Annotated in this window: 14 protein-coding genes; 3 read left to right on the forward strand and 11 right to left on the reverse strand. The window is 57.8% G+C overall.

Annotated elements, in window-relative coordinates; genetic code table 11:
• Positions 1–18 precede the first annotated feature (18 nt).
• Positions 19–528, forward strand: a complete 510-nt coding sequence (locus AXW79_RS06420; protein WP_005317834.1) for an RNA methyltransferase — start codon at positions 19–21, stop codon at positions 526–528.
• Between the two features lie 127 nt (positions 529–655).
• Here AXW79_RS06420 and AXW79_RS06425 read toward each other — a convergent pair whose 3' ends face one another.
• On the reverse strand, positions 656–1,024 hold the full coding sequence (locus tag AXW79_RS06425; protein ID WP_005317835.1) for a FlxA-like family protein: 369 nt from the start codon (positions 1,022–1,024) through the stop codon (positions 656–658).
• Positions 1,025–1,108: 84 nt separating this feature from the next.
• Positions 1,109–1,855: a type 2 periplasmic-binding domain-containing protein gene (locus AXW79_RS06430; protein ID WP_005317837.1), complete on the reverse strand. Its 747-nt coding sequence runs from the start codon at positions 1,853–1,855 to the stop codon at positions 1,109–1,111.
• A gap of 208 nt (positions 1,856–2,063) precedes the next feature.
• On the opposite strand from AXW79_RS06430, the gene AXW79_RS06435 reads away from it, so the two are divergent.
• Positions 2,064–2,492: a universal stress protein gene (locus AXW79_RS06435; protein ID WP_005317842.1), complete on the forward strand. Its 429-nt coding sequence runs from the start codon at positions 2,064–2,066 to the stop codon at positions 2,490–2,492.
• A 67-nt stretch (positions 2,493–2,559) separates the two neighbouring features.
• Here the strand turns inward: AXW79_RS06435 and AXW79_RS06440 are convergent, their stop codons facing one another.
• From AXW79_RS06440 to AXW79_RS06470, 7 genes are all read right to left on the reverse strand, one after another.
• The gene (locus AXW79_RS06440; RefSeq protein WP_005317845.1) at positions 2,560–3,195 is read right to left on the reverse strand and encodes a murein L,D-transpeptidase catalytic domain family protein; all 636 of its coding nucleotides are present in this window, start codon (positions 3,193–3,195) and stop codon (positions 2,560–2,562) included.
• A gap of 155 nt (positions 3,196–3,350) precedes the next feature.
• On the reverse strand, positions 3,351–4,604 hold the full coding sequence (locus AXW79_RS06445; RefSeq protein WP_005317848.1) for a glutamate-5-semialdehyde dehydrogenase: 1,254 nt from the start codon (positions 4,602–4,604) through the stop codon (positions 3,351–3,353).
• A gap of 97 nt (positions 4,605–4,701) precedes the next feature.
• Complete coding sequence (proB, locus tag AXW79_RS06450) at positions 4,702–5,805, reverse strand: glutamate 5-kinase (RefSeq protein ID WP_011898405.1); 1,104 nt, start codon at positions 5,803–5,805, stop codon at positions 4,702–4,704.
• 226 nt (positions 5,806–6,031) lie between these two features.
• Positions 6,032–6,424: a sigma factor-binding protein Crl gene (crl, locus tag AXW79_RS06455; protein ID WP_005317854.1), complete on the reverse strand. Its 393-nt coding sequence runs from the start codon at positions 6,422–6,424 to the stop codon at positions 6,032–6,034.
• A gap of 60 nt (positions 6,425–6,484) precedes the next feature.
• On the reverse strand, positions 6,485–7,753 hold the full coding sequence (gene frsA / locus AXW79_RS06460) for an esterase FrsA (RefSeq protein WP_005317857.1): 1,269 nt from the start codon (positions 7,751–7,753) through the stop codon (positions 6,485–6,487).
• Positions 7,754–7,863: 110 nt separating this feature from the next.
• The gene (gpt, locus tag AXW79_RS06465; RefSeq protein ID WP_005317860.1) at positions 7,864–8,331 is read right to left on the reverse strand and encodes a xanthine phosphoribosyltransferase; all 468 of its coding nucleotides are present in this window, start codon (positions 8,329–8,331) and stop codon (positions 7,864–7,866) included.
• Positions 8,332–8,366: 35 nt separating this feature from the next.
• On the reverse strand, positions 8,367–8,672 hold the full coding sequence (locus tag AXW79_RS06470; protein WP_005317863.1) for a hypothetical protein: 306 nt from the start codon (positions 8,670–8,672) through the stop codon (positions 8,367–8,369).
• A gap of 590 nt (positions 8,673–9,262) precedes the next feature.
• On the opposite strand from AXW79_RS06470, the gene AXW79_RS06475 reads away from it, so the two are divergent.
• Positions 9,263–10,714, forward strand: a complete 1,452-nt coding sequence (locus AXW79_RS06475; protein WP_005317866.1) for an aminoacyl-histidine dipeptidase — start codon at positions 9,263–9,265, stop codon at positions 10,712–10,714.
• A 721-nt stretch (positions 10,715–11,435) separates the two neighbouring features.
• Here AXW79_RS06475 and AXW79_RS06480 read toward each other — a convergent pair.
• Both AXW79_RS06480 and AXW79_RS06485 read right to left on the reverse strand, forming a co-directional pair.
• On the reverse strand, positions 11,436–12,443 hold the full coding sequence (locus tag AXW79_RS06480; protein ID WP_005317874.1) for an ABC transporter ATP-binding protein: 1,008 nt from the start codon (positions 12,441–12,443) through the stop codon (positions 11,436–11,438).
• Positions 12,440–13,498 (reverse strand): ABC transporter ATP-binding protein, encoded by a 1,059-nt coding sequence (locus AXW79_RS06485; RefSeq protein ID WP_005317877.1) that lies wholly within the window; start codon positions 13,496–13,498, stop codon positions 12,440–12,442. Before AXW79_RS06485 ends, AXW79_RS06480 begins: the two co-directional genes overlap by 4 nt.
• Positions 13,499–13,504 lie beyond the last annotated feature (6 nt).

Consider the following 13,504-nt stretch of genomic DNA (forward strand, 5'->3'; position numbering starts at 1 on the left):
GCCACAGAGGAGAGAGAGATGAAAGAGTCGGATTACGGCTGTGAGGGACAAACCAATCCACAGTCACCAACAGAGGACGCATCCCCGTATTGCTGCATCGGACTGGTCAATCCCAAGTCACCGGAGAACGTGGGGGCCGTGATGCGTGCCGCCGGTTGCTACGGGGCGGACGAGGTCTACTACACGGGCAACCGCTTCGAGCTGGCACGCCGTTTTGCTACCGATACCAAGCAGATGGTGGACAAGATCCCCTTGCTCGGGGTCGAGGCGCTGCTGGACTTTGTGCCGACCGGCTGCACCCCTGTGCTGGTGGATCTTATCGAGGGGGCCACCTCGTTGCCGGATTATGTCCATCCTGAACGTGCCTTCTACATCTTCGGCCCCGAGGATGGCACCCTGGATCCCGCCCGCTTCGCGGCAGTGAAGGAGGTGATCTATGTCCCGACCCTGGGCTGCATGAACCTGGCCGCCTCGGTCAATGTGATCCTCTATGACCGGCTTGCCAAACGCCTGAGGGCCAAGGGATAATAAGCATCTGGTCTATGTGACTACACAGCAAGGCAGCATGAACCAGGTGCCTCGATCAACGTTATCCTCTACGACCAGTTGGCGAAGGGATAACCTCAGTCCTGAGCCGTGGCGCTGTGACGAACAGTCAAACCGTAATGGAAAATGTGCTGTTCATTGGCAAGTTGTCAGAATTGGCGGCCGCGGGAGCTTCTTGACGCTTGTTGGTCGGCTCCTCTTTCTTGGCGGCTTCCGCCTGCAGGCGAGCAATTTCCGCCATGATCAGTTCCAGTTGTTGTTGCAGGACTTTGATCTGCTCTTGCTGTGCTTTCGCTGATTGGGGATCCGCTGCCGCGCTCTCATCTTTCTTGTCTGTGAGCGCTTTTATCTGTTCCCTAATCTTTGCCGATTTTGCTTCTAATTGAGCAATTCTGCTTTGAGGGTCGCCAGATGCACGGCTGCCTATAGAAGCTGTATCGCTGCGGCCGATAGCGGCTGATGGAAGGGGCACTTGCATGTTATCTCCCTAGATTTTCGATAGATTTATCTTTCTATCGACCAGAGAATGAGTTACTTCACTCCTTTTCCCTCTGTAGTTGCATCAGTTACCGCTTGGCTCGACTCTTTGTTCCAACTCCTTGATAAAACCGCGATAGTAATCATGGAGCTGGTAGCGGCGATAGATCTCGGCCAGGGTGCCGCTGCGGATCAGGCGCACCATGCCCTGATCCCAGAGTTGCTGCAGGCGGGCCCCCCGCTCGGTATCGGCAAAGATGGGGTAGGTCGGGATCCAGCGCAGGAAGGTACGATTCATGTTGGCGGGAATGGAGTCGGCTGAATAGAGCACGCCGGCTGTCAGGTAGTAGCGGTAACGCTCCTTGGCCAGCAGTTGCAATGCCATGTCGTGGCTGTCAATCTCGTGCCAGCGCATGGAGACCGGTATGTACTTGTCGAAGGCCCAGCCCCGCAGCCACAGCACCCCCTGCCCTTTCAGACTGTTTTCACCCAGCCACTGGGGTTGCCACTTCTTGAGCATCAGCACCGTCAGATCGTCGGCAGAGGCGGGATAGTCCGGCTGGCGTACGCCGTTGACCTCGTCCCGATAGACCCCCATCGCCATGTCGCCCCCCTTCTGCGCTACCACCGCCAGCGCCCGCTTGTAGGGCACTATGTGCGGGACGACCTCATAGCCATGGGGCTGATAGATGGCGCCGACGATATCCAGATAGATGCCCCGCCCATCGGGCTGACAGAAAGCGGGCCAGTCATCGCAATAGACATGCAAAGGGTCGGCCCTGCCAGGCAAGCAGAACAAGAGAAACAGCAGCGAAAGCAGCAGACGAACCATGATTCACAATTTCCTCGGTGGCGATGCGCTCATCGGGCGGATCAGCCTGCGCGATGAGTACACCAAAGCCATACCACATGATATGGGGATCTCGAACCGAATCACCTCTTTTTCCCTGTTTTGCGAGCGAGTCGAGGGTTATTGCCCTCTGAATGGGTATTATTGACAATAAGATTCATTAGTAACCCAACCATAGGGGAGCCTTCATATGCCATCCATCAAAACCCTGCTCTGCCCCGTCGATTTTTCCCAGATGTCCCAGTCAGTGCTCGACTATGCCGTGTTCATGGCCCAGAGCCATCAGGCCGAGCTAAAGCTGATCCATGTGGTGGATCAATTGCATGGTTTCGACAGCTACAAAATCCTGCACATGACCGCCATCGAGATCACCCACGAAATGGAACGCCAGGCCAAGACCCAGTTGAAAGAGCTGGTCGCCACCCTGCCCATTCCCGCCAGCTTCGAAGTACGCTTCGGCCGCGCCGCCGACGAAATCGTCATTCAGGCAAAAGAGGAGAAGGTTGATCTCGTGGTTATGGGCAGCCATGGCCGTTCCGGCCTCAGCCACCTGCTGGTGGGCAGTGTCGCCGAGTCAGTGGTGCGCCACGCCCCCTGCCCTGTGCTGGTTGTCCGCTAACCCTTCCATCGCCAATCAACGAACTAAGGCCAGCACTCTGCTGGCCTTATCTCTTTCAGAAACGCGCTCAACCGTGGGCGTAGATGACGCTGCCACCCTTGATGGTGTCTATGATGGCTCTGGACAGCTCCTTGGGCAGCGCAGGGCAGCCCCAACTGCGGCCCAGCTTGTCATATTTGCGCAGATGCTGCGGGCTGGCATAGCTGGCCCCGTGCACCACAATTGCCCGCTTGCGGGCATTGCAGTTCTTGCCCGGGCTCAGGCCATCGAGACGCAGTGAATAACCGTGCTTTCCCTGATAGGTCTCGGCGGTGCGATAGACACCGAGGGAACTCTGCCTGGAATTCAACTGATTGGAGAACTGGCGAGCGGCCAGCTCACCTGAATTGCGACCATGGCTGACCCAGGTGTGGTAGAGCAACTTGTGGCGTTTCACGTCGATCACGAACAGTCGGCGCTGGGTCGAGGGCTTGGTGTAATCAATGATGGTGAGGATGGGTTTGCGCTTGTGGCGCACGCTCTGGTAACTGTCGATGGCCTTGCGAAACACCTGCTTGTCGAGCTTGCCTGCCAACCCAAGCTGACGATAGAGATCCTGATCCCAACTGGCATGGCTGCTGGCACTGAAACAGATCGCTCCGAACAGGAGCGGCAAGCTCAACCAGAGCGCACCAAATCGCTTTATCCAATCTGTTTGCTTCATCCTTGAATCTGCTCCCGTTTTTGTTGGTAGCGCAGTGTGCAAAACATCGCCACAGCCTGCTGGATAGTTATATGCAAGCCCCTGATGGGGCGCAAGAAAAAAGCACAAAAATGCCGACCATGGTCGGCATCATGCAATGCGTTCTGGTTGTGCTATCAGGCGCAGATCAGATAGTCCGCCAATCCCACCCATTTGTAGCTGGTCAGCTCGGTCAACCCCATGGGGCCGCGGGCATGCAGCATCTGGGTCGACACCGCCACCTCGGCACCCAGGCCAAACTGGCCACCGTCGGTGAAACGGGTGGAGGCGTTGACGTAGACAGCAGCCGAACCGGCGCCGTTTACGAAACGCTCCGCATTGGCGAGATCATTGGTGAGGATGGCATCGGAGTGACCGGCATTGTGCTCGCGCATGTGGGCCAGCGCCTCGTTCACGTCCGCCACCAGCTTGATCCCCAGGGTCAACCCCAGCCACTCGGTATCGAAGTCTTCCGGGCCTGCTTCGCACAGGTTGTCGGCACCAGCCAGCAGTGACATGGCGTTGGGAGCGGCCACCAGGGTCACCTGGCGCTCGTTCATCAGGCGGACCAGCTGCGGCAAAAAGCTCGCCGCAATTTTCTTATGCACCAGCAGGGTATCGAGGGCATTGCAGGCCGAGGGGCGCTGCACCTTGGCATTTTCGATGACCGCCAATGAGCGCACCGGATCGGCACTCTCGTCCACGAAGACATGGCTGATGCCAAAACCACCGATGATGACGGGGATGGAGCTGTTCTCCTTGCACATCTTGTGCAACCCGGCGCCGCCACGGGGGATGATCATGTCCACATAGCGATCGAGACGCAGCAGCTCGCCCACCAGCGCCCGATCCGGATTGTCGATGTACTGTACCGCTTCGGCAGGCAAGCCGGACGCAGCCAGCGCGGCCTGGATCACCCGCACCAGTTCCAGATTGGAGTGGAAGGTCTCGCGACCGCCACGCAGCATGCTGGCATTGCCTGTCTTGAGGCAGAGACTGGCGATGTCGATGGTCACATTGGGGCGCGCCTCGTAGATGACGCCGATGACGCCGATGGGCACCCGACGGCGGGAGAGGCGCAGGCCGTTTTCCAGCACCCGGCAATCTATCTCGGCACCAACCGGATCATCCAGGGTGATCACCTTGCGCACATCGGCCACTATCCCGGCAAGGCGTGCCGGGTTGAGCAGCAAGCGATCCAGCATGGCTTCGGAGAGGCCTGCCTCACGGCCTGCCGCAATATCCTTGTCGTTGGCAGCCAGGATCTGGCTGCTGCGTGCTTCCAGCTCATCGGCAATAGCAGCCAGCGCCCAGTTTTTCTGCGCCGTACTGATGGTCGCCAGCTGATAGGCGGCTTCACGGGCCGCCTGCCCCATTTTTTCCAGACTCATAACCTAATCCCTTTGTCTCTCGACTCTGGGTACCACCCTGGAGCAGTACCATATCGTCTCTGCGAATGGACCATTTATCCCGTTCTATCGAACGGCCTTAGAGCAGTACCATATCATCTCTGTGAATGGCCACGGCACCATAGCCGTAACCCAATACCTGCTCGATGCTGTCCGAATGCACGCCGCGCAGCTTGTTGAGCTCTACGTGATCATAGCGACAGATGCCCCGCGCCAGCTCGACGCCTTTGGGATCGAGAATGCGCACCACGTCGCCCCGGACGAAGTCGCCCTTCACGGAAACGATCCCCTTGGGCAGCAGGCTGGAGCCTTTGTCCTGCATGGCGGCAACAGCGCCTTGATCGACCTGGACTTCACCGTGCGGGGGCGGGCCTGCCAAAATCCAGCTCTTGCGCCCTTCCAGCGGGGAAGCGAGCGCCGGGAACAGGGTACCGATACGCTCACCTCTGGCGAGACGACCGATCACCTCGGGCATCTGGCCGGTAGCGATCACCACCTTGACCCCGGCACGGCGCGCCACATCGGCCGCCTGCAGCTTGGTTGCCATGCCGCCAGTGCCGAGCCCGCCGACACTGCCACCCGCCAACTTGCGCAGCGTGTCGTCTATGGTCTGCACCTCTTCTATCAATTGTGCATCAGGGTTACTGCGCGGATCGGCGGTGAACAAACCCGTCTGATCGGTCAGCAGGATCAGCAGATCGGCATCAGCCAGGATAGCGGCACGAGCCGAGAGGTTGTCGTTGTCTCCCACCTTGATCTCAGCGGTTGCCACGGCGTCGTTCTCGTTGATGACGGGAATGATGCGATGATCGAGCAGGGTTCGCAGCGTATCGCGAGCGTTGAGGTAACGCTCCCTGTCCTCCAGATCGGCGCGGGTCAGCAACATCTGACCGATATGCAGCCCATAGAGGTTGAACAAGTCCTGCCATACCCGAATGAGCTGGGTCTGGCCTACCGCCGCCAGCATCTGCTTGTTGGGCAGAGTCGGCGCCAGCGGAGGGTGGCCCAGATGTTCACGCCCGGCGGCAATGGCCCCCGAGGTGACCACCACGACTCTATGGCCGTGACGATGCAAGGCGGCACACTGTCTGACCAGCTCCACCATGTGGGCACGGTTAAGCTGGGAAGATCCCCCTGTGAGCACGCTGGTGCCCAGTTTGACGACTATGGTTCTGTTTTCCATGGGAGCAAGAAGGCTGAAAAATTAGGAATCCCTTTATACCCACGGCCCTGTTGCCCTGCAAGGCAATTAAGCCCGCGAGCTGTACTCGGATAAAGGAAGGGGCCAGACATGGTTGCCTTGCAACAGCATCGACCAGGACTAAAGAGAGAGTGTGTGTGAGTGGAGGAAAGCAGTGTGGAAAAGATGGCCCTGCGAGTGAATGGACAACTCGCAGGGCATCAGATCATCAGGCGGCGGTGACCGCCAGCTCGTTGGTCACCTGCTCGGCAGGGGCCAGCTGGCACTCCAACAAGGTGAGCTTGTCACTGATGAGCTTGTAGAAGCGGTTGAGGGTTCGCTCGACTTCTGCCTGGTGCTTCTTGGGCAGCGGCTTGTTGATCCACTCCCCTTCTGCATTGTAGAAACCGACCTGATAGTGATAACTGAAGCTGCGATCCTGCTGTTCCAGCACAAGCCACCAGCCCCAGAACTCCCGCTTGTCCGGTGCCGGCTTGGCACTGACACAGACGGAAAGACAGTCGAAACGGTAACGGCCCTCTTCACACAGGTCCTCACGTAAATAGGGGCCGATAGCGGCAAACTGCCTCAGCAGTCGCTTGTAGGTCACTCTTTCTGACATGTTAACCTCCCTGTTGAACAAGCCACATCACCTGGGTGACGTTATGTTTTTAGCGCTAAATCATGTACATAGGTGTTTTTTAAGCCAGTCGATCATCTCTTTCAACGCCTCGTCGTACACCTCCAGCAAGGGTTGTTTGTCGAACACCACTGCCTTGCCATTGTGGCTGGCGGCTGCCAGCGCCCGTACATCTTGCTCGGGGCAAATAAAATCCTTCTTGTGTCCGATACTTAATATCGGCACGGAAGTGCGAGTCCCCAGTAATCCTTGCGTCTTGAGTGAAAATACCTGGCACTTGGTGCGCAGCAACTCCCACTGAGCCGCATCGGCTCCAAGGCGGTTCGCCAGTCCGTCGCGCATCATGCGCGGGCAGCGGGCAAACATCTCCTGATTGGTGAACACCTGATTGACGCCGGCACCGATGCAGACGACGGTTCTGAGTTTGAACGGTTCGATGAAGGCCAGCCGTGCCGCCACATTGCCCGCCAGACGAAAGCCCACCATGGCGATGCGCTGATGATCGACCCAGGCAACCTCGGAAAGATGGTTCAACACTGCCTGATGCAGGCGACTGGTGTCCTGCACCAGCGGCCAGTGTTCGGCATAGCCGATGCCCGGCATATCCAGCGACAACATGCCGATGCCGTTGGGTTCCAGATACTTGAGGTAAAGGCTGAGGAAATCGACCTGCAAGGAGTCTATGCCACCGCTGACGATGACCAGAGGCACGGGTTTGTCGATGGTCGGCAGATGCAGATAGCCCTGAATGCTCTTGCCACGAAATGGCACCTGTATCTCTTTGAGGGGGACCTTGAACAGACGGCCAGCCTCGCGGTAAGCCATGTTGCAGAGCAGCTGAGCCTGATCGGCCAGCTCGTCATTCTTGAGATGGGGATAGCTGGCGATGGAGTAGTAGCGTACCGCCTTGAGCAGATCTTTGAGGGCTGGCGCCGAGTCACCTTGCTCCGCGAGTGCCCGCCCCTGCTTGAAGTAACTGCCAGCCAGCAGACTCCACTCGTAGATCCAGTTTCCGGGCACATATCCCTTGATGGTATCCAGGTAACGCTCGTGGGTGCGCTCACCCTTTCCCATGGCGATGCAAGCCAGGGTCTGTTCCACTTCGACCGGATCCGCCCCCTGCCAGGCCCAGGTGGGTCGGCGCAGCAGACGATACCAGTGTGACGACATGGAACCGTCGATAAAGGTTTCGTCCAGATTGGCATCTTGCTCTTCCACCGGGCTGCTGTTGGAGATTTCAGACGTCTCCAGCACCTTCTTTACCCGGGTGAAAAGCTTTTCGGTCAGGTTAAGGTCATCATTCAAGTCCAAAGCAATTACTCATACTGTCAGGCAGTGGTCCCATCTTAACCACTTTTCACGCCAGGCAGCCAGTTACACCACAAAAAAACAGGGCTCCGGATGGGAGCCCTGTATGGTGATTACTCTTCGTCGCAGATTGGATGGGCAAATTCCAGCGCCATATCCCATGGCTGCTCAATCCAGGTGTCTTGCGGAATGGCGACCTCGAAATCATCCACCAGCGGCTCACCCATCGGCTTGGCGAAGATGGTGATGAACTTGGCTTTGGGATAAAGATCGCGGATTGCCTTGGCAGTGCCACCGGTATCCACCAGATCGTCCACCACCAGCCAGCCTTCACCATCACCTGCGGTGGTGGCAGCCTTCACCACCACCAGATCACGCTGGTTATTGTGGTCATAGCTGGAGATGCACAGGGTTTCGACATTACGGATGCCAAGTTCGCGAGCCATCAGCGCGGCGGGCACCAGACCACCACGGCTAACCGCTATGATCCCTTTCCACTGGCTGACAGGCAGTTGACGACGGGCCAGACGGCGCGCTTCACGTTGCAGGTTATCCCATGAGACGTAGAATTTTTTCGGCATGTTATCGATCTCGAAGAGTTATATAAAACAATTACTTAAAAAATAATCGCCTCGCGTTCACGCGCGGCTGAGTCAATGCTGGCGCCTCTGTCTCCCGAATTCGGCTTGCACGTTGGCTGCCCCAGGGCTGGAACCTCGGCAGCAAAAACGGATTCAATGAAAGCGGGATGGGCATAGCTGTCGGCCATGTCGTTTGGAGGAAAGACCCCAGACAGGCTGTTGGGCCGGGATGATAGCACCGTTTGCGGATAAATTGACTGGCAAACGTATGCGAAATACAGGAAAAAAACTGCATCATCCCGCTCGCGCCATTCGGCTTTGGCCTGCCACACGCGCTGCATAACCAGACGCTGGCGCCAATTGCAGATAAAAAAATAGCAGGGGGAGGATAGATTCCTCACTCACCTGCTGCTGCATCTTGCGTGTTGCCCCTGTGGGGCGCCCCTGGCTTAGCGGTAAGCGAAGGGATTCGGGTAGCTATAACCCTGGGTATAAAGTGATTGGGCAAACCAATAGGTTGAATTGCTGCCGGACATAGTAAAACTCCTGATTGCTTAACAAGTTACGTACCTTTAATGCGGGCTCAAATCCTTGAACAGATACTCGGTTCCATGGAGGCGCACTTGCTTTGCTTCGGTTCCCTGGAGGCACTCCTCGTCATCCTGACGGGTGGCGAACCACGGTCACTAATTTACCAGTCGGCGCCATAAACACAATGTTTTTGTGATGTGTGTCACATAATTTCTTTTGTGCTGGGTCTGGTCACTCACACATCGGCTGCACGCTGTGAAGCGCCAGATTGTCAGCACAAGTCGCCCGCAATTTGCGCTGTTCGCTCACATTTTTGTGTGATTGACTGTATTATCGTTATCCTCTTCCCCGGCCCGTTGATGGGGCCCAATCATTTTCCTTGCTGGTAAGGAGTCCCGACGTGGCACAGCTTAGTTCTCTCTCTCCCAAACTGATTTGGCATTTCTTCGAGCAGATCTGCTCCATTCCCCACCCTTCCAAGCACGAAGCCCGCTTAAGCGCCTGGATAATGCAGTGGGCCCAAGAGGAAGGTCTCGCGGTCAAGCAAGATGCCGTGGGCAACATCATCATCAAAAAGCCGGCCACCCCCGGGATGGAAAACCGCAAGGGTGTGGTGCTGCAGGCCCATATCGACATGGTGCCCCAGGCCAACGCCGACACCCGGCATGATTTCACCCAAGATCCCATCGATGCCTATATAGACGGTGACTGGGTGACGGCACGCGGTACCACCCTCGGTGCCGACAACGGCATGGGCATGGCCGGCTGCCTGGCCGTGCTGGCCGACAAGAGCCTCAAGCATGGCCCGCTGGAAGTGCTGCTGACCACGGACGAAGAGACCGGCATGACGGGCGCATTCGGACTGGAAGCAGGCTGGCTGGAAGGCGAAATTCTGCTCAACACCGACTCGGAAGAGGATGGTGAGGTCTACATGGGTTGCGCCGGTGGCGTGGATGCCAATATTCGCTTCCCGCTGGAGCTGGTAGCCCCTACCGAAGGTGAAGGGTTTGAACTGCAGGTGAAGGGGCTGCGTGGCGGTCACTCCGGCGTTGACATCCACCGCGGTCGTGGCAACGCCAACAAGCTGCTGGTACGCCTGCTCAAGGCTGCAGAGCCACTGGGGGTGCGTCTGGCCGAGATCCATGGCGGCACCCTGCGCAACGCCATTCCGCGCGAAGCCCGTGCCAAGCTGCTGGTACCCGCTGCTCACGTCAATGAATTCAAGGCCCTGGTCGATCGCTACGCCGGTATCTACCAGAGCGAACTGACCGCCACCGAAGCCAACCTGACAGTGCTGCTCACGGCTCAAGACAAACCGGCCAAACTGATGAGCGAGACCCTGCAGGCCCGTCTGCTGGACGCCCTGATGGCCTGCCCGAACGGCGTTATCCGCATGAGCGATGCCATCCCGGGCGTCACCGAGACCTCCACCAACCTCGGCGTCATCAAGACGCTCGAAGGTGAGGTCTATGTGCAGTGCCTGATCCGCTCCCTCATCGACTCCGGTCGCGAGAGCGTCGAACAGATGACTCGCTCCCTGTTCAATCTGGCCGGTGCCAGCTGTGAATTTACCGGCGCTTATCCTGGCTGGGCGCCAGATGTGGACTCCCCCGTCATGGCACTGGTACGCAACAGCTACCAGACCCTGTTCGGCGAGATGCCCAACGTCATGGTGATCCACGCAGGCCTGGAGTGCGGCCTGTTCAAGAGCGCCTACCCGGATTGGGACATGGTCTCCTTCGGCCCGACCATTCGTGGCGCCCACTCACCGGACGAGAAGGTACATATCCCGGCCGTCGAGCGCTTCTGGCAGCTGCTGGTCCATGTGCTGGAACAGATCCCGGCCAAGTAAACCTGCAAGCTCATCAGCGGGAGTCGGCCTCTGATCTTTCGCAGAATAGGCTAGTCCGCTAGCACTATGATTTATGCCCCGCCCAGTGCGGGGTATTTTTTTGCAACCGTCACCCGCGGAGCCGTGCCAGCACACTCCCGAGGAGTCGGATCGGCGCATCTGCAGGTCCCCTTCTTTGATCCACCCGCCCTTCATCTGTTTGAGCATCCCAATACCGCCATCCGGCGATGCATGTCTCTGAAACCGTCTCCATGAACAGAACTGGGTTTGAAAACCTTTTCCATGATTTATGTAACTTTACCACTCAAAAAGTTGATCCATATCACATAAGGCCATAGGATCAAATTGTGACTCAGGTCACAAACAACAATTAGATAACAGAGCGATGAGGTGAATATATGTTTGAGAACCTGGCAGTATTGTTCCACCTTAAGGGTGCAACCAGCAAAAAAGGCGCCGTAGAGAAAGACACCTACGCCCCGTCAACCCGTGAGTACTACTTCCGTTACGGTGCCTGATGCATCAGGGAAGTACATTAAAAGTAGTAAAATTACACACATTATAATCCGTACAACAGCCACCCCATGTCGGGGCCGCTGTCCTGCCCTGGCCAGATGTTCCACGGCCAAACCTGAACTCCAACCATGAAGATGGGGCCCACAGGCCCCATTTTTTTATTGCTTCTCTTCCCTGCCCTCTGGCTGTGACGCCGGCAGCGGCATCACACCGCCTTTCCCAACGGCACCGCCTCAGCCACCGGCAAGGGGGTGTGGCAAGCTACCTCATGGGCATCCCCATCACAAATCTGCAGGCTCGGTGCCGTATTGCGGCACAGATCCGTGGCATGGGGGCAGCGTTGATGAAAGTGGCAACCGCTGGGTGGCGATATGGGAGAAGGTACATCGCCGGTCAGCAGGATGCGCTGGTTGCGACGGCGCGGATCCGGTACCGGAATGGCCGAGATCAGCGCCTGGGTATAGGGATGGCGAGGGGACAGGTAGAGGGTTTGCGCATCCGCCAGCTCGACAATCCTTCCTAAATACATGACGGCAATGCGATCCGAGATGTGTTTCACCACCGACAGGTCGTGGGCGATGAAGATGATGGCGAGGTTCATCTCCCGCTGCAGGTTGAGCAGCAGATTGACGATTTGGGACTGCACCGATACATCGAGGGCCGATACGGCCTCGTCGCACACCAGCAGCTTGGGCTTGAGGGCGATGGCGCGGGCGATGCCGATGCCGATGCGCTGACGCTGACCGCCGGAGAACTCGTGGGGGTAGCGATCCACCGCACTTTTCGGCAAACCGACCTTGTCCAGCAGCGCCAATACCCATTCTCGCCGCTGCTGACTGTCGCCCTTGCCATGAATGATGAAAGGCTCTTCCAGGATCTGGCCCACCGTATGGCGGCTATTGAGGGATTCTGCAGGATCCTGAAACACCATCTGCATCTCCTGGCGCAGGGAACGCATCTCTCTGGTCGAGAGCTTGGTGATATCCCGCCCCTCGAAACTGATGGTGCCGGCAGTCGGCTCGAACAACTTGAGCAGTGAACGCCCCAGGGTGGACTTGCCACAACCTGACTCCCCTACCAGCCCAAGCGTCTCCCCCTGTTTCAGATCGAAACTGATGCCATCCACCGCATAAACGGTGTAGTGCTTGCGCAAAAAGCCACCGCCCAGCCGAAAATGCTGTTTCAAATCCCGCACGGATAAAAGCGTGTTCATACGGCCAGCTCCTTCCAATGGTGACAGGCAACCCTGTGGTGGGGATTGAGCTGTTCAGTCGCCGGAATGGCGATCACACAGAGCTCGGTGGCGTGTGGACAGCGATTGGAAAAACGACACCCGGCCGGCATCTCGTGCAGGGCGGGCACCTGACCCTTGATGGTCTTTAGCAGGCTCTTGGGCACATCTTCCAGCCGAGGGATCGAGCTCATCAAACCATGAGTATAGGGATGGTGCGGACTGTCAAACAGCTCAAAGACATCGGCCTGCTCCACCGCCCGGCCGGCGTACATCACCACCACCTCGTCGCACAGCTCGGCCACCACACCAAGGTCGTGAGTGATGAAGATGATGGCCATGCCCGTCTGGGCCTGCAGCTCTTTCATCAGCTCCAGGATCTGGGCCTGGATGGTCACATCCAGCGCCGTGGTGGGCTCGTCACAGATGAGCAGGTCCGGCTCGCAAGAGAGCGCCATGGCAATCATTACCCGCTGGCGCATGCCACCCGACAGATTGTGAGGGTAGACGGCAAAGCGCTGGGTTGGCTCAGGTATGCCCACCTTCTGCAGCATGGCGATAGCCGCTTCCTTGCGCTGGACCTTGCTGTACTCTGGCCTGTGAAGGCGAAACACCTCCATCAGCTGATCACCGACCGTCTGCACCGGGTTGAGCGCCGTCATCGGCTCTTGGAAGATCATCGAAATACGGTTGCCGCGAACCTTGTACATCTGATCCGGCGCCAGGGTGAGCAACTCCTCTCCCTGAAAGCGGATGGAACCCGCCACCACCTGACCATGGGGCTTGGGCAAGAGCCCCATGATGGCGAGCGAGGTGACGCTCTTGCCGCAGCCGGACTCGCCGACTATCCCCAGAGTCTGGCCCGGGGCCACAGAGAAGCTGACCCCGTCGAGTACTTTTATCTTGCCGTCGTCGACGGCGAACTCCACCTCGAGATCACGTACCTCGAGAATAGAGGCGCTGCTCTGGCCGTTATCAACGGTGAACTTCACCCCATTATCTCGGACGTCGAGGATGGGAGCCTGTATGGTTGGCATAACAGC

Source organism: Aeromonas salmonicida subsp. salmonicida (assembly GCF_001643305.1).
In the GTDB taxonomy this organism is placed as follows: Bacteria; Pseudomonadota; Gammaproteobacteria; order Enterobacterales; family Aeromonadaceae; genus Aeromonas; species Aeromonas salmonicida.